Origin of the sequence: Clostridioides difficile ATCC 9689 = DSM 1296, from assembly GCF_001077535.1 — a bacterium.
Taxonomy (GTDB): Bacteria; Bacillota; Clostridia; order Peptostreptococcales; family Peptostreptococcaceae; genus Clostridioides; species Clostridioides difficile.
In genome coordinates, this window is record NZ_CP011968.1 from 3,841,554 (window position 1) to 3,863,025 (window position 21,472).

At 28.0% G+C, this 21,472-nt stretch carries 20 protein-coding genes and 1 riboswitch; of the genes, 3 read left to right on the forward strand and 17 right to left on the reverse strand.

Annotation, left to right across the window (positions count from 1 at the left end; translation table 11 throughout):
* From CDIF1296T_RS17785 to cobT, 8 genes are all read right to left on the reverse strand, one after another.
* A complete protein-coding gene (locus CDIF1296T_RS17785) occupies positions 1 to 1,071 on the reverse strand; it encodes a pyridoxal phosphate-dependent aminotransferase (protein WP_003437752.1) in 1,071 nt (356 codons plus the stop codon).
* Between the two features lie 31 nt (positions 1,072 to 1,102).
* Positions 1,103 to 2,074: an adenosylcobinamide-phosphate synthase CbiB gene (cbiB, locus tag CDIF1296T_RS17790; protein ID WP_009898674.1), complete on the reverse strand. Its 972-nt coding sequence runs from the start codon at positions 2,072 to 2,074 to the stop codon at positions 1,103 to 1,105.
* Positions 2,075 to 3,451, reverse strand: a complete 1,377-nt coding sequence (locus CDIF1296T_RS17795; RefSeq protein WP_009898677.1) for a cobyrinate a,c-diamide synthase — start codon at positions 3,449 to 3,451, stop codon at positions 2,075 to 2,077.
* A gap of 38 nt (positions 3,452 to 3,489) precedes the next feature.
* On the reverse strand, positions 3,490 to 5,004 hold the full coding sequence (locus CDIF1296T_RS17800) for a cobyric acid synthase (RefSeq protein WP_003437761.1): 1,515 nt from the start codon (positions 5,002 to 5,004) through the stop codon (positions 3,490 to 3,492).
* 115 nt (positions 5,005 to 5,119) lie between these two features.
* A riboswitch (cobalamin riboswitch) is annotated at positions 5,120 to 5,298 on the reverse strand.
* A gap of 66 nt (positions 5,299 to 5,364) precedes the next feature.
* Positions 5,365 to 5,979, reverse strand: coding sequence for a histidine phosphatase family protein (locus CDIF1296T_RS17805; protein ID WP_009894012.1), 615 nt, complete (start codon positions 5,977 to 5,979; stop codon positions 5,365 to 5,367).
* A 19-nt stretch (positions 5,980 to 5,998) separates the two neighbouring features.
* Positions 5,999 to 6,772: an adenosylcobinamide-GDP ribazoletransferase gene (gene cobS / locus CDIF1296T_RS17810; protein WP_003437766.1), complete on the reverse strand. Its 774-nt coding sequence runs from the start codon at positions 6,770 to 6,772 to the stop codon at positions 5,999 to 6,001.
* Positions 6,773 to 6,781: 9 nt separating this feature from the next.
* The gene (cobU, locus tag CDIF1296T_RS17815) at positions 6,782 to 7,342 is read right to left on the reverse strand and encodes a bifunctional adenosylcobinamide kinase/adenosylcobinamide-phosphate guanylyltransferase (RefSeq protein WP_009891982.1); all 561 of its coding nucleotides are present in this window, start codon (positions 7,340 to 7,342) and stop codon (positions 6,782 to 6,784) included.
* A 31-nt stretch (positions 7,343 to 7,373) separates the two neighbouring features.
* Entirely contained in the window at positions 7,374 to 8,420 is a 1,047-nt protein-coding gene (gene cobT, locus CDIF1296T_RS17820) for a nicotinate-nucleotide--dimethylbenzimidazole phosphoribosyltransferase (protein WP_003437772.1), read from the reverse strand.
* Positions 8,421 to 8,639: 219 nt separating this feature from the next.
* Between cobT and CDIF1296T_RS17825 the strand changes: the two genes are divergently transcribed.
* Positions 8,640 to 8,831 (forward strand): hypothetical protein, encoded by a 192-nt coding sequence (locus tag CDIF1296T_RS17825; RefSeq protein WP_003421310.1) that lies wholly within the window; start codon positions 8,640 to 8,642, stop codon positions 8,829 to 8,831.
* 393 nt (positions 8,832 to 9,224) lie between these two features.
* Entirely contained in the window at positions 9,225 to 10,097 is an 873-nt protein-coding gene (locus CDIF1296T_RS17835; RefSeq protein ID WP_009898679.1) for an aldose 1-epimerase family protein, read from the forward strand.
* A gap of 196 nt (positions 10,098 to 10,293) precedes the next feature.
* Here CDIF1296T_RS17835 and CDIF1296T_RS17840 read toward each other — a convergent pair whose 3' ends face one another.
* From CDIF1296T_RS17840 to CDIF1296T_RS17880, 9 genes are all read right to left on the reverse strand, one after another.
* Positions 10,294 to 11,481, reverse strand: a complete 1,188-nt coding sequence (locus CDIF1296T_RS17840; protein ID WP_003437779.1) for a MalY/PatB family protein — start codon at positions 11,479 to 11,481, stop codon at positions 10,294 to 10,296.
* A 4-nt stretch (positions 11,482 to 11,485) separates the two neighbouring features.
* A complete protein-coding gene (locus CDIF1296T_RS17845; protein ID WP_009903771.1) occupies positions 11,486 to 12,556 on the reverse strand; it encodes an aminopeptidase P family protein in 1,071 nt (356 codons plus the stop codon).
* A gap of 9 nt (positions 12,557 to 12,565) precedes the next feature.
* Positions 12,566 to 13,888, reverse strand: coding sequence for a PTS sugar transporter subunit IIC (locus CDIF1296T_RS17850; protein ID WP_009891989.1), 1,323 nt, complete (start codon positions 13,886 to 13,888; stop codon positions 12,566 to 12,568).
* 31 nt (positions 13,889 to 13,919) lie between these two features.
* A complete protein-coding gene (locus tag CDIF1296T_RS17855; RefSeq protein ID WP_003421322.1) occupies positions 13,920 to 14,255 on the reverse strand; it encodes a PTS sugar transporter subunit IIB in 336 nt (111 codons plus the stop codon).
* A gap of 96 nt (positions 14,256 to 14,351) precedes the next feature.
* Positions 14,352 to 14,657, reverse strand: a complete 306-nt coding sequence (locus CDIF1296T_RS17860) for a PTS sugar transporter subunit IIA (RefSeq protein ID WP_003421329.1) — start codon at positions 14,655 to 14,657, stop codon at positions 14,352 to 14,354.
* A gap of 14 nt (positions 14,658 to 14,671) precedes the next feature.
* Positions 14,672 to 15,715, reverse strand: coding sequence for an aminopeptidase (ypdE, locus tag CDIF1296T_RS17865; protein ID WP_009891992.1), 1,044 nt, complete (start codon positions 15,713 to 15,715; stop codon positions 14,672 to 14,674).
* Between the two features lie 2 nt (positions 15,716 to 15,717).
* A complete protein-coding gene (locus CDIF1296T_RS17870) occupies positions 15,718 to 17,619 on the reverse strand; it encodes a BglG family transcription antiterminator (protein ID WP_003437793.1) in 1,902 nt (633 codons plus the stop codon).
* Between the two features lie 325 nt (positions 17,620 to 17,944).
* Complete coding sequence (locus tag CDIF1296T_RS17875) at positions 17,945 to 18,796, reverse strand: tagatose-bisphosphate aldolase subunit GatY (protein WP_009898685.1); 852 nt, start codon at positions 18,794 to 18,796, stop codon at positions 17,945 to 17,947.
* A 48-nt stretch (positions 18,797 to 18,844) separates the two neighbouring features.
* Positions 18,845 to 20,008 (reverse strand): SIS domain-containing protein, encoded by a 1,164-nt coding sequence (locus tag CDIF1296T_RS17880; RefSeq protein ID WP_009898687.1) that lies wholly within the window; start codon positions 20,006 to 20,008, stop codon positions 18,845 to 18,847.
* A 476-nt stretch (positions 20,009 to 20,484) separates the two neighbouring features.
* Between CDIF1296T_RS17880 and CDIF1296T_RS17885 the strand changes: the two genes are divergently transcribed.
* On the forward strand, positions 20,485 to 21,402 hold the full coding sequence (locus tag CDIF1296T_RS17885; protein ID WP_009898689.1) for a Gfo/Idh/MocA family protein: 918 nt from the start codon (positions 20,485 to 20,487) through the stop codon (positions 21,400 to 21,402).
* Positions 21,403 to 21,472: the final 70 nt, after the last annotated feature.

The following is a 21,472-nucleotide window of genomic DNA, read 5'->3' on the forward strand; positions in this document are numbered from 1 at the left end:
TTAATCACCCAATAAATTTTTCATATTTTCTATAAGAATTTTGTTATCTTCATGAGATTTTATAGCCACTCTTATAAAACTATCATCTAATCCTATAAAATTAGATGCATCTCTAACTAATATGTTTCCTTGCTTAAACAAATCTTTTTTCAATTCTTTAGTTGTTTTTTTATATATTCTTATCAAGATAAAATTAGCATCTGTATCATAGACCTTTATATTTCTTATGTTTCTCAACTCTTGTAACATATATTTTCTTTCTTCTATGTAATATTCTTTACTATTTTTAATATACTCTTTATCTTCAAAAATAAAATTGGATAGTATATCTGCAAAAGAATTGATAGTCCATGGCTCTTTGTGTTCATAAATTTTGTTCATAATTTCAGTGTTGCTTGTAAGACCATATCCTAGCCTTAAACCAGGCATACCAAAAAACTTAGTCACAGCTTTAATTATAAATATATTTTTATTTGATTCTATATATTTAACCAAACTATATTTACTTTCATCTTCAACAAATTCCATGAAAGTTTCATCAATTATTAGTACCTTATTATGTTTATCTAGTAAATGAACAAGTTCCTTTAAATCTTGGACATTACCACTCGGATTATTAGGATTACATATAAATAAACTATCAAATCTTTTTATATTTTCTTTTATTATATCTATATTAAGTTTAAAGTTATTTTCTAAATCTAACTCTAAATCTATAATATCTAAATTATTTAACTCAGCACTTCTTCTATACTCTGAAAAAGTCGGATTTATTATAGCCAATTTTTTTTTAATACTCTTCATAAGCAAATAAATCACTTCTGTTGCACCATTGCCAGGTATTATAAAGTCTGGATTTATATCTATATATTTTGATATATTTTCTCTCAAGTTTGTATAATTTATATCTGGATAATTCCTACACTCTTCTAATCCTTTTAAAATGTATCTCTCTAAATTTGGTAATACATTTGGATTTATGTTTGAACTAAAATCAATTATTTCTTTTGGGTTTTTCCCATATAATCTTGCCATTTCATCTACATTGGCACCATGCCCTAAATCCTTCATCTATGTCCCCCTTAAGTTAACAAACAATAATTTATATAATTAAGTTAATTAAAATCATCCTACATAACACATATATTAGTGTAAATACCAACATAGATACAAATGAAGATGCATACATAATTTTATTAGTTTTAATTATATCTTCTTTATCTATCTCCCTAAGCTTATCCCCTATTGTTGGCTTATATACTTTTTCCCCAAAATAAACGTTGGTACCTCCTAGTTGTATTCCTAGAGCACCAGATACTGCACCTTCTGAAAAAGCACAATTTGGACTTTTATGATTCTTTCTATCTCTAATAGAGATTTTAAAACAGTTCCTATAGTTATAATTTAAAAAGAAACTTCCAATTGTCATAAGAATGACAGATATTCTAGCTGGTATATAATTGGCTATATCATCAATCTTAGCAGATGCAAAACCAATATCTTTATACTTTTTATTTTTATATCCAACTGTTGAGTCCAATGTATTGATAGCTTTATAGGCCATAGCAAGTGGTGCTCCTCCAATAAATGCATAAAACATAGGCGCAATTATACCATCTACAGTATTTTCTGCAACAGTTTCTACAGTTGCTCTTATTATTTCAGGTTCACTTAAATTAGTAGTATCCCTACCTACTATATAAGATAGCTGAATCCTAGATTTTTCTATATCTTCAGTTTTTAATACATTATAAATTTTTAATGCTTCGTCTTTTAAACATTTTGTGGCTAATGTTGTATAAATTATAAAACTATTCACTACAATACTCAATAATATATTAAAACTAAATAACTTCACTATAACATAAGTTGTTAAATATGTTATTCCAACGGTTATAAACCATAATATAAATCCCCCAAATTTTAACTGCCTATCATTTTTAGAGACCTTTCTTATTATACCTTGAGTAAAATTTATAAGTTTACCAATAAATCTCACTGGATGAGGAAAAGAATATGGGTCTCCTACAATTAAGTCTGTCACATATCCTATATAAATAGATAAAATACTCATTTATTCATTTCCTTTTTTCAAAAAATTTTCTATACAATTTAAGTTATTATAAAAATGAGTATGAAGATATGTAGCCAAAGTGTTTCCTTTACTATAACCACCATCCCACTCTTCTACTATATTTCCATCTCTTTCTTTTCTCATTGAATATACACATTTTTCATCACTTTCAAATATTGAATGATGAAACTCATGCCCTTTAATAGATTCCCCTTTTTTAGATAAAAGAGTATTTTCCTTGGCTACACCAATACAGTACCCAAATCTCTTTAAAGAAGATGTCATCTTACTAATTCCACTAAATATTCCAACCATATTAAATTCTTGTTCTTCTTGATTCAATAGTTTCTCACCTAGGTACATCAGTCCTCCACATTCTGCATAAATAGGTATATTATTGTTATGTGCTTCTAATATGGAAGTTCTCATTGACTCATTTGCTTCTAATTCTTTTCCAAATATTTCTGGAAAACCTCCTCCAATATAAATATAATCTGCATTTGGCACTGATACATCTTCAAGAGGGCTAAAATAGTTTATTTCTAAACCAAGTTCCTCTAAAAGCTCTATATTTTCTCTATAATAAAAATTGAATGCTTTATCATATGCTATAGCTATTGATTTATTATTAACATGTTCTTTTATTTTATTATTTTCTATTAAAGTTTGAAAATCAAAATCACTCTCAAATTCATCGCTTTCTGATATTTCAATTATTCTGTCAATATCTATATAGTGTTCAATTTCATCTGCTAAGGTATAAAATTTTTCCCTTAGTGATTTCATTTCTACACTAGGAACTAATCCTAGATGTCGAGATTCCAAAGAGAATTTGTTATTTGGAGGAAAATACCCCAATACTTCAACATTACAATATTTTTCTATAGAACTCTTAATTATTTGATAATGGCTATTAGTCTTTACATTATTTACTATAACACCCTTTATATTTACATCTTTATCTAGTTCCTTATATCCAAGTACCATAGCAGCACTAGATGCTGCCATAGATTTACCATTTATAACTAATATAACAGGTGACTTTAATACCTTTGAAGTATGTGAACTTGTACAATTATCTAAATCTATTCCAAAGCCATCATATAAGCCCATAACACCTTCTATTACTGAAATATCTGCATCTTTTGAGGACTTATTTACTATATACTTTATTTTTTCATCATCTAACATATAAGAATCTAAATTTCTAGAATGTCTTCCAGTTATAAAAGTGTGATATGAAGGGTCTATATAGTCTGGCCCTACTTTATATGGCTGTACTTTCATATTTCTCTTAACCAAAGCTTGCATTATTCCTAATGATATTGTTGTTTTACCTACTCCACTATTAGTACCCGCAATTAAAATTTTTTTCATAATACACCTCCTACTTAAATTATAAATAAAGGTCATCATTATTTCATAATCTCATATATTTTCTCTATATCTAAATGTTCTCTTAAAAAATCAGCCAACTTATCATACTCTTTATCCTTAAATTCATTAAAAGAGTTTACTTTGCTTTCTAATTCTCCTAAACCTTTTTTCTTTCTTATATTGTTTAAAATTGCTCTTGTAAAGCTTATTTCATCAAATATTCCATGAAGATAAGTCCCAATTACATTCCCCTCTTTATTTACACTTCCCTCAGTATAATTCACTTCTTTATCAAGTTTTTTAGTTATTAAATCTAAACTTCTTACATCATTACCTCGCTTTGTAATTCCCATATGAATTTCATAACCTTTTACTTTTTTTCCCTTAAGGTTATTCATGTATTCACTGATACATTCAACAATAGTAGCTTCTACTTGTGTTGTAGTCTTTTCTTTCTCAAACGTTGTTTCTGTATCTAAAAGACCTATTCCATCAACTTCTTCAATTTCACTTTCAACATGATAAGGGTCTTTTAATTTTTTACCTAACATTTGGTATCCACCACATATCCCAAATATCAATTTACCTTGACTATGTAAATTTTTGATTTGCGATTCAAGACCACTTTTTCTTATATATGTTAAATCGTCTATAGTACTTTTAGTTCCAGGTATTATTAATATATCTGGATTTCCTAAAGATTCTCCATAGTCTACATATCTAATACTTACATCTTCTTGTGTCTCAAATATATTAAAATCTGTAAAATTTGACATATGTGGGGTTCTAATTATTTCTATGTGTATATCACTTTTATTCATTTTTTTCTTAAATCTCGTAGTTACACTGTCTTCATCTTCTATTTTTATATCTGTATAAGGTACTACTCCTATAACAGGTACTTTTATGATGTCTTCTAGCATCTTTACACCATCTTGTAAAAGCTCTTTTTTTCCTCTGAATTTATTGATTATTACACCTTTTACTCTTCTTTTCTCATCTTCATTTAATAAAAGCATTGTTCCTGCTAATGAGGCAAATACGCCTCCTCTATCAATATCTCCGACTATTATTACAGGTGCATCAGCTATTTCTGCCATACCCATATTAGAGATATCTCTATCTTTTAAGTTTATCTCTGCATTACTTCCTGCCCCTTCCATAACTACAATATCATACCTTGAATTTAAGCTATTAAATGTTTCCTTCAACACATCTACTAACTCCAATTTATAATCATGATACTTAGAAGAAGGCATTTCTCCTACAACTTTACCTCTTACAATAACTTGACTTTTATTATTTCCAGAAGGTTTTAATAAAACTGGATTCATATCAGCTATTGGCTCTATTTTCGCAGCCTCTGCTTGAAATACTTGTGCTCTTCCCATTTCTAATCCTTCTTTAGTTATAAAAGAATTTAAAGCCATATTTTGTGACTTAAAAGGAGCAACAGTATAACCATCTTGCTTAAATATTCTACACAAACCTGCTACTAAGACACTTTTACCTACATTTGAAGCTGTTCCTTGTAGCATTATTTTTTTCCCCACTTTCCATCCCTCCTTGTTAAAATTTACTAAAAAACAAATTAAAAAAAGTCCTAATACTTCTAAAGATAGGACTTTTATATATATTAATTAAAAATCTTTCACCCCGAAGACCTCTTGTTTTAAATTAAATTAGGCAGGTATCCTGGCTTAACTTCATCCTACTTCTATAACCTTCCCATCAAACTGACAGTGGTATTTATAGTTTCGTTGGTTTCACAGTAGCGGGGGCTGCAAAGGCATCTAACCTTTTTCCCTTTTAACATCTAATTAAGAACCTAATTTTAATCTAATATTCTATTTTCATTGCTAATTTTACAGATATATTACAAACACAGATTGTAATGTTTGGTTTTGATTAAATTATATGAAGTCTGTAAAATTCATTTTATCTATTACAGCAAATCCACCATCAATTTCTAAAACTGTAATAGATGCATTATCAATTTTAAAGTTCCAGTGATACTTATAACTACCAGAAATCAAATGTGTTATTATATTTCTTATTGTTCCTGCATGAGAACATATAAGTATTGTCTTTGTATCTAAATTACTATCATTTTCTAAAATTATATTATCAATTTCTTTTGCCACTCTTTTATAAGAGTCTATCAAACTTTCTCCATTTGGATATCTATAGTTGTTACCTTCTTTTATCATTTTTTCAAACTCATTTGGATATTTGATTTTAATTTCTTCAAAAGTTCTTCCTTCAAAGTCTCCAAAACTAATTTCTCTTAAAGCTTCTTTTTCTTCTATTTCTAATAATTTCAATTTTGATATTTTTTCTACTGTATCTTTAGTACGTGTAGATGGTGTTGTATAAACCTTATCTATGTTTTCATTACTCAGATATCTGGTAATTTTATTTATTTGTAGTTTGCCCTCTTCACTAATACAACTATTTATATGGCCTGATAATCTTCCTTTTTTATTATCATTTGTCAGTGCATGTCTTATTAATATTAATCTTATCATATTATCACCACTTTTTACTTTAAAAAAACATAAAAATTAACAAATATATGTAAATTAAATATACAAGCTCTGAAAGTTCTATTCCACAGCCTAATATATCTCCTGTTACTCCATCAATTTTTTTATAAATATGTTTTTTGAATAATATTATAAATACAAAAACCACTATAATCGAACCTAATACTTTAATCAACACTATATTAGGTAATAAAAATATAAATTTAGTAATAAGAGCAACTATCAATAATGTGTATATTATAGCAGTTATTAACATACTTGTAGTTAATTTTCCTATAAATAAATTTCCCATTCCTTTTTCTCTTGGTGTCACAGTTTTATATGTCAATAACATTACTCCTAACCTTGCAATCATTGGCATAAAAATTATAACCCACAATGAATTATTACTTATTATATCGTAAACGAATCCAACCTTTAATAAAAGTACAAACATAATTGCTAGAAGTGAATTTGTACCTAATCTTGAATCTTTCATTATTTCAAGCATTTTTTCTTTATCTCTATAACTATATATTGCATCAAATGTATCTCCTAATCCATCTATATGAAGTCCTCCAGTAATTAAGACACCAGCTAGAGTTATTATTATAGAAGCTATAAATGGTTCAAATAAAAGCATAGAAATCCATCCTATTAAATAGGATAATATACCTATGACAAAACCTACAAGTGGAAAATATACTATTGACTTATAAAATTCATCATCAAATCCTACATTTAATTTTATAGGTATCCTTGTCAAAAACTGTAGTATTAAAATAAATCTTTTCATAATTGCATACTACTCCTTTATCTTCATAGCTATGCCACTAACTACAAAATAAACTTCATTACTTTTCGAAGCTATATATTGATTTATACGACCTACAATATCAGCATAAATTCTACTAAGTTTATTCCCAGGAACAATTCCCATACCTAACTCATTCGTTACAAATACAAAGTATAGATTTGTTTTTTCTATTTCTTCAATAAGTTTGACAACTTGTTCTTTTATGTATTGTTCTAATTTGTTTATTTCTTCTTGACTAGATTCTTCTATATTTAAATTGTGTTCAAACATTAGATTATTTACTAATAATGTTACACAATCTAGTATAACAGTTTCATGTTCTTTATATATCTCCTTAATTATGGAATATATATCTTCATATATTTCATAAGTATTCCAGTTTCTAGGTCTATTCTCTTGATGTTTTTTTACTCTATCTTTCATTTCATCATCAAATGGAATAGAGGTTGCTATATAAGCTGTATTATTATTTCTGTCAAAACATAGTTTTTCTGCAAAGTTACTCTTCCCTGACCTAGCTCCTCCTGTTACTAGAATAATTTTACTCATCAAAACACTCCTACATATTAAATTTTTATATTTATCTTCCCATGTCAATTTCATCAAAAGTTGCCATATTTTTATAAGTATAGTTTGAAGCTTCTATTATATCAAATGCTAAAGCAGCTCCACTTCCCTCACCTAATCTCATATCCATATTTAATAGAGGGTCTAATTTTAATATGTCTAATGCTCTTTTAGTTCCTGATTCTGCTGATAAATGAGATGCTATCATATATTCTCTAGTTTTTGGATTTATCTTATATGCAATTAATGCTGCTGCATAAGAAATAAACCCATCAATTACTACTGGAATCCTATTAGCACTACAACCTAATATAACACCTGCCATTGAGCCTATTTCAAATCCTCCTACTTTAGATAAAATATCTACTCCATCAGTTGGATTTGGATTATTAATTTCAATAGCCTTTCTAATTACTTCAGCCTTATGCTTTAGTCTTTCTTTCTTAAGACCTGCACCTATACCAGTAACTTCTAACGGGTCACACCCTGAAATTACAGATATTATTGCTGTACTTGGAGTAGTATTTGCTATACCCATCTCCCCAATACCAATAACCTTATAATCTTTTTCTATACACTGCTCTGCTATTTCAATACCTATCTCTAAACATCTAATTGCTTCTTGTTTACTCATAGCTGGACCTTTTGCCATATTTGATGTCCCTTTTCTTATCTTGTAGTCTAATACCCCATCCAGTTTTTCATCACAGTTTATTCCTACATCTACAGCTACAACATCTGCCCCTACAAATTTACTTATTACTCCAACTCCACATAGACCTTTCGAAAAATTTGGAAACTGTAATTTTGTTATATTTTGAGGGTCAGGTGCTACGCCTTCTTCATATACACCATGGTCTCCCGCAAAAGCAATTATAACCTTTTTACTTGTGTCAAAATTTTCATTGCCAAATATTCCTGCTAATTGCATGCAAATATCTTCTATCTTTCCTAAGCTTCCAGTTGGATGTATAAGCCTATCCAATCTCTGCTTTGTTTTTTCAATAGAAGAGTTATCTAGGGAATATATGTTTTTTGATATACTTTCTAATAAACTCATTTTTTATCCTCCCAACATTTTTTTATTTTTTAAACTCTCTTTTTAGATAAAAAATACTCTTATTTTCTAAAAATTTCAACTTTTTCTTTTTATTTTTACATACATATAAAAATTATTCTACATTTTATGTTCATTTCCTTTATTTTACATTGTCAATTTGCATACAATTAGATGCTTTTTGTAAAAATATATTTAAAAGAACTTTAAGGAGATGATATTGTGGATGATTTTTCTAAATTAAAAAGTTTGTATGAAGATGGATATAGATGTATTTATCATGATTGTGTTGATAATAATTATACTATCTATCTTAAGAATTTTTATACGGAAGGTTCAGAAACCATAGAATTAAGTAGTGAATCAGATTTCTCACAATTCAAAGATTATATAGATGGACTTAGAATGTCTTAATTATTATGAAACCCATTAAAATAGGGAGTTTAACAACTCCCTATTTTGAAGTCACAATTTTTTTTATAAGCTTTAAAAGTTCGTCTCTATTTACTTCTCTTTGGTTTTTTCTGTCTTTATACTCTTGAAAGTTAACAACTTTTGTATTTGGTTTTTCCATAAACTCACTTCCCATTTAACATTATTAACTTATCTTAATATATTTTATTCTATACAATTTATCTATTTCCTTCTATTTATAATACAAAATTTCTTAAATAATCCCAAATTTTCAAAACAAAATTTTCAAAATATACTAAAATCTACCTTTCAAATATAATATCAAATAAAATTTAATAATCTTTATACTTTATAGTATAATATACTCATAAAATATAATAAAGGAGATTTTAAATGAATATATTACAAAATGAAAATTTAATTATCGAATCAAGCAGTTTTGGTGCTGAACTAACTAAAATATTTTCTAAAAAATACGACAAAAACGTTCTTTGGGATGGTAATAAAAAATATTGGGGTAGACAATCACCTATATTGTTCCCTATAGTAGGTAAACTTTTTGATAATGAAACAATAATAGAAGAAAATTTATATAGCATGACTCAACATGGGTTTGCTAGAGATATGGACTTTGAGATTGTAGATAAAGGAGATACATTTGTAACTTATAAATTAACAGATAATGAATCTACTTTAAAGAAGTATCCATATTCTTTTGAGCTAATCATAAACTATACATTAAATGATAATAGTATTGAGGTAGAATGGATTGTAAAAAATACTGATTCTAAAGATATATTCTTTTCTATAGGTGGACATCCTGCATTCAACCTTCCTTTTTACGAACAAAATGATTTTTCTAAACACTACCTTGAGTTTAAAAGTAAAAATGATGTAGAAAAAATCAATTTAAATGGTTCTTTTACAGATGATATAATACCTATTGGAAAATTAAAAAACTTACAGTTAAATCCAGAAGTATTCAAGAATGATGCTTTGATATACACCAACATAGATGAAGTGTCTATATGTAATAATGATGGTAGTAAATATGTAACTATATCTATGGAAGATTTCCCTCTAGTTGGTATTTGGACTCCTTATTATAGTGAAACTAATTCTACTGCTCCTTTTTTATGTATAGAACCTTGGTATGGTCTTGCTGATAGTATAAATTCTAACAAAATTTATAAAGATAAGAAGTTTATTAATAAACTTAGTAAAGGAAAAGTTTTTACTGCTTCTTACAATATAAATATACACTAGATAAAGGTTAGCTAACCCGTTCCCAAAATAATAAAATATTTTTATATAAGTTAATATAAGGGTATGAAATAATATTATTTAATATTCCTCAATAATATTCCTTAATCAAAAAATATTACTGGAATACAAAATTCCAGTAATATTTGATAACTAAATAATGTGTTTTTATATAAACCATAGATACTTTTTTTATGATTTAACAATACATACTTATATACGTTTTTTTGATTCTATTTAGAGCCTCATTTAATGTTTCTCTAGGACACCCCACATTAATACGAATAAATCCATCTCCATCTTTCACAAAATAACTTCCAACTACCATAGTTAAGTTTGCATGTCTAAAAAATTCTTTAGATTCTTCTTCATTTCTAAATACTTCTCTTACATCTATCCAGGCTAAAAAAGAAGAGTCTGACTTCATCACTTTAGCTTTTGGTATATTAGTTTCAAAGAAATCATAAACTATTTCAAAATTCTCCTCTACATAACTAGTCATAGCATCTAGCCATTCTTCGCTTTCATTATATGCTGCAACTATTGCTGGTATTGCAAATACATTTGGAGAAGTTATTGAATTACTTTTTAGCCTTTCTAATAAAGTCTCCCTAATTTTTACATCTCTTATTAATACATATGATGTTTTTAATCCACCTAAGTTGAAGCCTTTATTAGGAGATACACAGATTATACTATTTTTATAAATTTCTGGATGAGCATTCCACAAAGATACAAATCTATAATCTTTAAATATTATATCTCTATGAATTTCATCACTTACCAAAATTACATTATACTTTAAACATAACTCTGACACTTGATATAGTTCTTCTTTTGTCCATATACGACCTGATGGATTTTGTGGACTACAGAATATAAGCAATCTTATATTCTCGTATTTCATTTGATTTTCCATATCCTCTAAATCTAAATAATATCTATTGTTATCTAATTTTAATGAGCTACAACACAACTTTCTATTATTATTTACTACAGCCTCTGCAAAAGGGTCATAAGCAGGTGTATTTATCAATACACCCTCTCCTTCTTTAGTATATGCTTGGACTATATAATGAAGGGTTGAAACAGTACCAAAAGTTAATTTTATCCAATCCTTTTCTATATATACATCAAATCTTCTTTTATTCCAATTTATAATAGCATCATAGAAGTCATCTCCTATAAAAGTATAACTATAATCTCCTACTGATGCTCTTTTTAAGATAGATTCTTTTATAGCAGGAGCACACTCAAAATCGATATCAGCTAAATCCATAGGAATTGCATCTTCATTTAAGCCAAATTTTTCTTTAATCACATGGTTGCTCCATTTTCTACAATTTCCTTCTTTACGATTTAATACTTTATTAAAATTATATTTCATAATTTTACTCTCCTAATATTATAAACTCTTTGGATGTCTTATTGAGTGGAACACCTTTTCCATCTATTATAACAATATCATCTTCTATTCTAACTCCCCCTACATTTGGAATATAAATACCTGGCTCACAAGACATTACCATTCCTTCCACTAATATATCTTCACTATTTGGATTTAAAGTGGGAACTTCACCATCTCCAAGACCTATACCATGACCCAGTCCATGATTAAAATATTCGCCAAATCCATGTTTATCTATAATTTTTCTAGCCACTTTGTCAACATCACTTGCCCTAGTTCCTTCCTTTATTGACTCTATTGCAGATAATTGTGCTTCCAATACTACATCATATATCTCTTTAATAATTTTAGGAGGTTTACCTATAGATATTGTACGAGTCATGTCTGATTGATACCCTTGATAAACAACACCAAAATCTATTGTTATAGCTTCATTCACTTTCAATTTTTTGTTTGTAGGTCTTCCATGTGGCATTGCACCTCTTTCTCCTGATACCACTATTGTTTCAAAAGACATTCCACTTGCACCTTTTTTTAATGCATGATACTGAATTAGAGCTGATACTTCTAGCTCAGTCATATCTTTTTTAATTTCAGAAATAACCTCATCAAATACTTCATCTGTAATTTCACAAGCCTTTTTAATAAGTTCAATTTCTTCTTTAGATTTTATAGCCCTTAGCTTCCATAATTCATTTGTTATTAAATTGATTTCAAAACCTTCATTTTTTAGTGAAAGATACTCTTGTATACTCATAGCTTGGTTTTCTATTGCTAACTTTTTTATATTTAATTCTTTTAATAACTCAATTATAGTTGGTATATAAGAACCTTGAGATACAATCCTTTTTATGAAACCAGTCGTTTTTTTATCTGCTTCATCAATATATCTGCCATCTAGAATTTGATAATTTTTATCCTTAGTAACAAGCACATATACACCACTACCTGATAAAGCTCCTATATATCTTTTAGTATTTTTTGCTTTAATCAAAAGAGCGTCAACACCTCTTTTATAGATTAAGGATACTAATCTCTCCATTGTATTATTCATAACAAAATATTAGAAATCCAATCCTAAATCATCCAATAAGTCTTCTTCTTCTTTAGAGAATATATTCTTAGTTTCTTCTTTTTGTTTTTTATTATTTTGTTGACGTTCCATTATTTTAAAGAATGGCCAATATAATAAAACTGCTAATACTAATTGCAATGCATTTGCTAATATAGAATGCCAATCTCCATTAGTTAAAAATCCTTCTAAGAATACCCCTACATATGGAGGGTCAAATACTGGCTTTGCTAACCATCCCCAGTGCATAAAAAACATTGGTAGTGTACCTATTATAGCTCCACCAAATACATGTGGTATAAACATTATTGGATTTAATATTATCGGTGCTCCAAATAATATTGGTTCATTTATCCCAAATAATGCAGGGAATAATGATACACGTCCAATCTTCTTATAGGAAGCATTTTTTGATAACATACATGCAATTACACAACCTATACTAATTCCACATCCTGTAAATCCAAAGAATGCACTTGAAGCTCCTGCTGTAAAGAAATGAGGTATTGTTTCTCCAGCTTGCATAGCTGCTATGTTTTCAGCTATAAATGTAATCATTATAGGTCTAGTTATAGGACTAAATACTGATGAATGTATTCCAAAAAAGAATATAGTACATATAGCAAAGTTAAGTGCAAGAACTGACCATGGGTTATCCATACTTCCTACTAATGGAGATAAAAATTGAGTAAGTATCTGTGGAGGTAATTCTCCAAATACTTTTAATGAAATAAAACGAGCAACTATAAAAGTTCCACAAACTATTATAGTAGTAGGTATTAATTCAAAAGACCTAGATACAAAATCAGGTACATTTTCTGGCATTTTTATTGTGATATTCTTCTTATTACAAAAATTATATAACTCCACAGAACCAAGCCCTGCTATCATACCTGTAAATAGCCCTTTAGCTCCTAAATTTCCTATTTCTAAAGCTCCATCTGGTGTAAATGAGGCTACTAGGAATAAAAAGGAAAAAGTTGATAGTGCAACACAACCTGGTATATATAATTTATAGTAGTTCCCCAGATTAAAAGCAATACACATACAAGCATATAATCCTATTAAACCTATGGAAAGACTTACTGGTAAATCCAATATTGCTGAATTGTTAAGTATGAATTTGCTTATTGGATTATTTTCTCCAAGCATATTTGGAAGTGCTGGAAGTATTGCAAATATACTTCCTAATATTGTGAATGGTGTCATAGCAACCATACCAGCCTTTATAGAACCAAGGTGACGTTGATTGTCAACCTTATGAGCTAAAGGCATAAATACTCTATTCATAAATGCTTCAAATTTTGAAAACATATCTAATCTCCCTTTTCCCTCATTATTTTTATTATCCTTGAGCTAATTGATGTTTCTTATAAGTTATTAATGCCAACTTCATAACTGTAGCTCCATCCATTTTTCCATATACATCTTTATCTATTACTGCAAAAGGCTTATTTTTTGGCTCTAATATTCCTTTTAAGAAGTCTATTTTGTGAGCTATTTGAGGACCTATAAGTACTATATCCCAATCATCAACTTCACTTTCTATTGAATCTGCTGGTATAGCTGTAAACTCAAAATCTTTTTCATTGAGTTTAGCACTCTCTTTTACCACCTTTTTCATATTTTGCATTAACATATTAGTAGAAAATCCACCTGCACAACATAATAATATTTTCATAATAATTCCTCCTAAAGTTTGTATTTTTATTATCTCTTAAAAGCATCTAAACTTTTAAAAGAATTTTTACATAAATAATCTATTTCTACATTACAATTACTTATCGAGACAATATATCAAAGCCTCTATCAAGTCTTTTGCTAGCTGAGAAGTCATATAGTGGTCTTGAGCATGTACCATTAAAAGACTCATTGCTGGACTTTCAACATCTTCATTTAAATCTTGAGTTATTAATTCTGTTTGTATCCTGTGAGCTTCAATATCTATTTTACGAGCTTCCTCTATTAACAATTTTGCTCCTTTAAAATCTTTTGACTTCACTTTTTTTAAAGCCTCAAAAGCTTTCGATTTACTCTCTCCTGCAGTTGATATAAGTTCCATTATTTGTACTTCTGTTGACATTTTCTTATTCTCCTTTAGATAAAATTTCTTATATGTTTATATTGTTCTTCATCAAAATTTAAAATTAACTGTGTATACAATCTTATAATGTTCTCCAAATCTTTATTACTTACTATTGAAAATGCACAATGACCATATCTAACTGGTACACAAGTTACTACACAAGGTTTCCCTTCATTTACGAGATGTGCTTCTCCTCCATCAGTCCCACCTGATTCAAACATATCATGTTGAAGTGGTATATTATTTTTATCAGCAATTTCCATTACATAATCTATCATTTTTCTACTAGGGACTAGAGTCCTATCTCTATGCATTAGCATTACACCTTTATCAATTTGTTTCTGATTTGTATAGTCTCTCACAAACTCATTTTTAGCACATGCTACATCTATTACAAATACTATATCTGGATTTATTAGCTGTGTTGATGTCTTTGCTCCCCTTATTCCAACCTCTTCACTACTTGTAGCCGCAAAGTGAATATTACAATTTAGATTTTCTTTCCTAAGTTCTTTTAAAACTTCTCCCATCACAAAACATCCTATCCTATCATCAAAAGCCTTTCCCACTAATCGGTCTGGTAAAGTAAATTCCTCAAAGCTTGTTGTATATGTTACCATATCCCCAACATTAATCCCTAGGTTATATACATCTTCTTCTGTATATGCTCCAATATCTGCATATATATTTTCAGCCTTACCATTATTATATGTAGCATTTATGACAGCGGGGATTTTCTTCCCTTCTTTTGTTGTAATTCTAACTTTTTGTACAAACTGTGCAAGAGGTTTTACTCCTCCTATTGTTATTAAGTGAATCATACCAAGTTTGTCTATACTTCTCACCATAAATCCAACTTCATCCATATGAGCACAAATCATTACGTTTGGTGCACTCTCATCTTTTATTTTAGAAAAGATGATACTCCCTAGCCCATCACAGATAATTTTATCACTATAAGCTTTTAGTTCTTCCAATAAAACATGTCTAACCTCTTCTTCATTAGATGCTATACCATCTGCTTCTGACAACCTCTTAAAAAACTCTATATTCATGTCTAACCTCCCAGATAGATTTTTAACTTATACATAAACTCTTCATAAGATTGTGACTTATTTAGCATGTCTACCATATCCTTATTTGCCATAATCTTACTTAAATATTTAGATATTTGCTTATGAAGTTCTAAATTTCCCTTTATTAATGAAATCATGAAAATAATTTTAGGCACCCTATTTTCATAAATAATATCAGTTTGTATCAAAGCTACTGATATTATATTTTTGTTTCCTGTCATCTCGATTGGATGAGGTATAGCCACCCCATTTGTATAAATAGTACTCAAATAGCTTTCTCTTTCCCATACATCTTTGGGATAGGTTGGAGAACAAGCTCCCTCGTCAACTATACATTTTGACATACTATCAAGGATATCCTTATACTTAGCTTTATCTTTTATACACCTAAAGTGATTCTTATCAAATAGACCTAATATATATTGTTTTGGGCTTGATATATTTCCTATATGGTCTGCAAATCTAACACTTTCTTTAATATCTAAATAATCCAATTCGTCTAAAATTTCATTTATAAGTATAACTGGAGCATTTATTTCAAATAAAAGATTTGTTATTGAAAAAATCAAATCTGGTGCAAATTCTATTACAGCTTTTTCTTCTAGTAATGAAAAATTTCTTATCTCAGCATTTGGAAAAATTTCTTTAAGTCTTAAATTTATCAAAAATGCACTACCTCCACCAGAAGAGCATATTATTGCTATTTTATATTTTTTATTAAAATTAGCTTCTTCTCTCTTTTCAAAAGGAACAGCAATGTGAGTAGCTATAAACCCTATTTCATCTTGACTTATTTTTATATGATACTCATTTTCTATGATTTTTGAAAATTGAATAGATAAGTTAAAAACAGTTGGATACTGTTGACTTATTTTAACTGAAAAAGGATTTATTATCTTGTGGTTCTTCTTTATACGTTCTATTAAACATGCAATATGTAAGTAAAATAAGTTAAAAAACTCTTTATCTTCTAAAAAATTAGAGTTATATTTTTTATCTATCTCTCTAAAAAATTCGAACATAATATCTTGAAGTTTATTCTTATCAATATTCTTTATAGTGGCTTTCTTATCTTTAGTCTTTAGTTTTATAAGCTCCTTTAAATAATACTTTTCATCATAATTAAGGTTATATTTTTTATCTCTAAAAATTTTATCTAATAATTTATCTATAATTAAATCTTCTGTATATAATTTTAAATCGCTAGCATTTCCCACTACTCTCATACTAACTCTTATATACAATATAATAATTTGTGCTAATATTTCCTCAAGTTCTGTTAAATTTGCTTCTAAATCATGTTCATTAAGTACATTTTTTATTGTACTTCTAATATTAGCTAATTTTAAATTATCTATAAACTTATTCCTGTACTCTGTTATATTTCTATTCCCTCTAAAATAACTATCCACCAATATACTTTGAATTTCTTTTATAGAACCTTCTATTTTAATTCCATAATGAGCCTTTCGCTCTAGTTTTAATTCTGTATCCTTTATCTTTTCATCTATCTTTTTTAAATCATTTTTTATTTGGGATGAACTTACTAGAAATTTTTTACTTAACTGTTCTATAGTTTTATAACCTTCATTTACTAAAAGCTCTACTATTATAGACTCCAACCGTTGTTCTGGATTTTCAACTAAATCTGAGGGTAAGTTTCTTAGATAATGCTCGAATTTATCTTGGTCTTTAATATTTAGAATATATCCTAATTTAGACTTATATTCTAATTTAAAACCATTACATTCTTTTATAGTTTCTATCTTTTTTATTTCATTTCTGATAGTTCGAGTAGATACCCCCAACTTATCTGCAAAATAATCTATGTTTAGATAACCACTACTATTTTTTAATGTTTCAAGAATAATGCGTTCTCTCATATCCCCACCTCCCTCAGTGTTATTATTGTGTTTTTTAAAGTGGTATAAAAAATATTTTTTATAAAAACAATCTTTTCTTTTTATTTAAGAATTTTATATCCTAGTATATTTTAATTCCACAATTTAATATAAATATTTTATAATAATAAAATATATAGTTCAATTTTTAGTATATTTTAATTATATATGTAATACTTTACCAATAAAAGCTGATATTTTTCATCAATTAAATGAAAAAAATACACCATTTACATATAATTAATATAAATTTTTCATATAACAAATATCCTAAACTTATCTAAAATAAATTTAGGATATTTTATTTTTATACTCTATTTACAGACCCACACACTTTAATCTTTTCTTTCACAAAATCCTTTACTGATTGAAGCCCTGCTAATCCATACTTTTTAGGGTCTATAACCTCAGAATCTTCATCTAAAACTTTTTTAACCCCTTTACTATATGCAATTCTTAATTCAGTTGCATAGTTAACTTTTGCAATACCTCTTTTTATAGCTTCTTTTATAATATCATCATGTATTCCTGAACCTCCATGCAATACTAAAGGTATTGAAACTACATTTTTAATTTCTGATAACCTATCTAAATCTATTTTAGGTTCACCCTTATACAATCCATGTGCAGTACCTATAGCAATAGCCAATGAAGATATTCCTGTTCTATCGACAAACTCTTTTGCCTCTTTTGGATTTGTATAATCATTACTATTCCCGCCATCTAAATCATCTTCTTTTCCACCAACTTTCCCAAGTTCTGCTTCCACTGGTATAAGAGAAGGACTACATGCTTTTACTACTGATTTAGATATAGATATATTATTTTCAAAGCTTTCATGAGAACCATCTATCATTATTGATGTATATCCACTTCTTAAAGCTTTCATTGCAAGGTCAAAACTTGAACCATGGTCCAGATGCATTGCTACAGGTATATTTACTCTTTCTGCAGCAACCTTTGCATTTGCTAGATAATAATCAAGACCTGCATATTTTACAGTAGATGGAGTAGTTTGTAATATTACTGGAGAATTTAACTCCTCAGCAGCTTCTATAACAGCAATTACCATTTCCATATTTTCTACATTAAATGCTCCTACTGCATACCCTTCATCTTGTGCCTTTTTAAGCATTGATGTTGTTGTTACTAATGCCACATTGATACCCTCCCAAATTATTTAGTTATAATATTTTAATCTTATCTTTTAATATTCATATATTGTTACACCTTTTACTACTCGATTTACTGTTCCTGTAGCTGATGGAGTATCTGGCTTATTTCCAACCTTTACCGATACAAACAATGCTATAGTTTGTGCAAACAATATGTATGGCATTGCAAGATACACATCTGGTAATTTATTATACTTTTCTTTAAACTCAAACTTTGTTCCTGAGAAGTTATTTTCATTTTCTACTGACACTGCACAAGTGAATTTAGCAATTTTATCCCTTTTTATCTCCTCTAAAACATCTAAATCATATTTTCTTGTATATAAACAGTTAGATACAAATTCAAATACAAGTGTATTTTCATCAATAAATGATTTTGGTCCGTGTCTAAACCCCATAGGAGAATCATACACTGTAGATATTTTTCCGGCTGTAAGTTCTAAAAGTTTTAGTTGTGCTTCTTGTGTCAAACCACCTAATCCTCCTGAACCTAAATATACAACTCTATCAAAATCTTTATTTATTAACTCATGTATTTCATCTTTTCTATCTATAACATTTCTTCCCATTTCAATTATTGCATTTATATATGACTTTTCTACATCATCTTCTAAACTATCGAATATTAACATAGCAGATAACATCATACACGAAAAACTTCCTGTCATGGCAAAGCCTTCATCATTTGATTTTGATGGCATTAATAACAAGTAATTATTTTCGTCGTTTTTAGTCATCTTAGCCAGTTCTCCTTCTGGATTACAAGTTATAGCTAAATGATAAAAATTATCTACAATCTTATTCCCTAAATTTAAAGCAGCCAAACTTTCAGGACTATTTCCACTTCTTGCAAATGAAATTAATAATGTTGGTATATCTTTTTTTAAGTAATCATATGGGTTTGAAACTATATCCGTAGTAGGTATTGCTTCAAATATGTATTTTCTTATGTCATTTTTATTTTTAAGGTAAGGAAGTATTGAATTTCCTATGTAAGCTGAAGTTCCAGCACCTGTAAATATAACTCTAAACTGCCCATGATTATTACTTATTGTATCTATGAATCTACTTAATTTTTCTTTGTTAGATTTATATATTTCATAAGTTTCTAACCATAATTCAGGCTGTTGTTTTATTTCATTAGTTGTTATTATTGCACCTAAATCTTTTAGTTTTTGTTCTTCTAATTTAAACATTTTCATTCTCCTTTCATACTTGTAACGTTTACATTTGGTAATGAGGTTATAACCACTTTAAACTATAAAAAAATATACTCTTTTATAATTTTTTGCTTAGATTTTTTAGTACTACTTAAACTCACTATAAAATATACACTATAGATTTTAATTAATTTTATAGTTTATCTTTAAAAATTTAATAAAATCATACTCTATATACTTTAGTATTTTTATTTTACGATAAAAACTTGTTCAGACCAAAGTGGTAATTACCACTAATCCAAATATAAATTAATTTGAATTTTTTGTCAATACATAAAATATTTATATCAATCAATTTTATGGATATCCTACAAAATTACTTTATCAATATTTCTTATTTCGCTAATTTACTTATATAAGCTTTAAATTTATTTTTTAATACAAAGTTTACAAATTTATGTGTCTGAATTATAATCAATTCTGTAAATATAAAAACCTTAGGAGAAAGTATTATGAAAAATATAAAAATGGGAATGATAGGTCTTGGCTCCATAGCTCAAAAGGCATATTTACCTATATTAACTAAGTCTGAGAGATTTGAGTTTGTAGGAGCTTTTACTCCAAATAAAGTTAAAAGGGAAAAAGTCTGTAGTGATTATAGAATCATGCCATTCGATTCTATTGAATCCCTAGCTAAAAAATGTGATTGTATTTTTCTACATAGCTCTACAGAAACACACTACGAAATTATAAAAATATTATTAAATTTAGGTGTTCATGTATATGTAGACAAACCTCTTGCTTCAACAGTAAGTCAAGGAGAAGAACTTATCGAATTAAGTACGAAAAAAAACTTAAATTTAATGGTTGGATTCAACCGTAGATTCTGTCCTATGTACAAAGAAATTAAAAATAATGCTACAGAAATTGTATCTATCAATATATGTAAACATGGATTAAATTCCTTAAGAAATGTTAAATTCGACAGTACTCTTATAGATGACTATATACATGTTATTGACACTGCTTTATGGTTAGCAAATGAAGATGTTGAAATTAGTGGAGAGGATTTATTTTTAACAGACAATAAGAATCTTATATTTGTAAGTCATAAACTTAAAGGTAAAAATTTCTCTATAAACACCTCTATGCATAGAGATTCTGGAACAAAGTTAGAACAAGTTGAAATTCTTTCAAAGGGTAATATTCAAAGAGTTAAGAATCTTAATGTACTGGAAATAGAAGAAGGTGGAAACCTAACTTTAAAGCAAAGTGGTGCATGGGTAAACATATTAAAACAAAAGGGTTTTGAGGATATATCAAATCATTTTATTGATTGTATAGAAAATAATATAAAACCAGCTATTAATGGAGAAGAGTGTATCAAGGCTCAAAGATTACTAGAGAAAATTATAAATTCAGTAAAATAGATATTTATTATAAAAATAGGTTAAAAATGAATTTTTCTAACCTATTTTTATATAAGACTATATCTTTTAT

What these genes read in the sequence shown, in the direction of transcription:
- CDIF1296T_RS17785 (WP_003437752.1), bottom strand. Translation starts at nt 1,071, where the DNA reads ATGAAGGATTTAGGGCATGGTGCCAATGTAGATGAAATGGCAAGATTA.
- cbiB (WP_009898674.1), bottom strand. Translation starts at nt 2,074, where the DNA reads ATGAGTATTTTATCTATTTATATAGGATATGTGACAGACTTAATTGTA.
- CDIF1296T_RS17795 (WP_009898677.1), bottom strand. Translation starts at nt 3,451, where the DNA reads ATGAAAAAAATTTTAATTGCGGGTACTAATAGTGGAGTAGGTAAAACA.
- CDIF1296T_RS17805 (WP_009894012.1), bottom strand. Translation starts at nt 5,979, where the DNA reads ATGATAAGATTAATATTAATAAGACATGCACTGACAAATGATAATAAA.
- cobS (WP_003437766.1), bottom strand. Translation starts at nt 6,772, where the DNA reads ATGAAAAGATTTATTTTAATACTACAGTTTTTGACAAGGATACCTATA.
- cobU (WP_009891982.1), bottom strand. Translation starts at nt 7,342, where the DNA reads ATGAGTAAAATTATTCTAGTAACAGGAGGAGCTAGGTCAGGGAAGAGT.
- cobT (WP_003437772.1), bottom strand. Translation starts at nt 8,420, where the DNA reads ATGAGTTTATTAGAAAGTATATCAAAAAACATATATTCCCTAGATAAC.
- CDIF1296T_RS17835 (WP_009898679.1), top strand. Translation starts at nt 9,225, where the DNA reads ATGAATATATTACAAAATGAAAATTTAATTATCGAATCAAGCAGTTTT.
- CDIF1296T_RS17840 (WP_003437779.1), bottom strand. Translation starts at nt 11,481, where the DNA reads ATGAAATATAATTTTAATAAAGTATTAAATCGTAAAGAAGGAAATTGT.
- CDIF1296T_RS17845 (WP_009903771.1), bottom strand. Translation starts at nt 12,556, where the DNA reads ATGAATAATACAATGGAGAGATTAGTATCCTTAATCTATAAAAGAGGT.
- CDIF1296T_RS17850 (WP_009891989.1), bottom strand. Translation starts at nt 13,888, where the DNA reads ATGTTTTCAAAATTTGAAGCATTTATGAATAGAGTATTTATGCCTTTA.
- CDIF1296T_RS17855 (WP_003421322.1), bottom strand. Translation starts at nt 14,255, where the DNA reads ATGAAAATATTATTATGTTGTGCAGGTGGATTTTCTACTAATATGTTA.
- CDIF1296T_RS17860 (WP_003421329.1), bottom strand. Translation starts at nt 14,657, where the DNA reads ATGTCAACAGAAGTACAAATAATGGAACTTATATCAACTGCAGGAGAG.
- ypdE (WP_009891992.1), bottom strand. Translation starts at nt 15,715, where the DNA reads ATGAATATAGAGTTTTTTAAGAGGTTGTCAGAAGCAGATGGTATAGCA.
- CDIF1296T_RS17870 (WP_003437793.1), bottom strand. Translation starts at nt 17,619, where the DNA reads ATGAGAGAACGCATTATTCTTGAAACATTAAAAAATAGTAGTGGTTAT.
- CDIF1296T_RS17880 (WP_009898687.1), bottom strand. Translation starts at nt 20,008, where the DNA reads ATGTTTAAATTAGAAGAACAAAAACTAAAAGATTTAGGTGCAATAATA.
- CDIF1296T_RS17885 (WP_009898689.1), top strand. Translation starts at nt 20,485, where the DNA reads ATGAAAAATATAAAAATGGGAATGATAGGTCTTGGCTCCATAGCTCAA.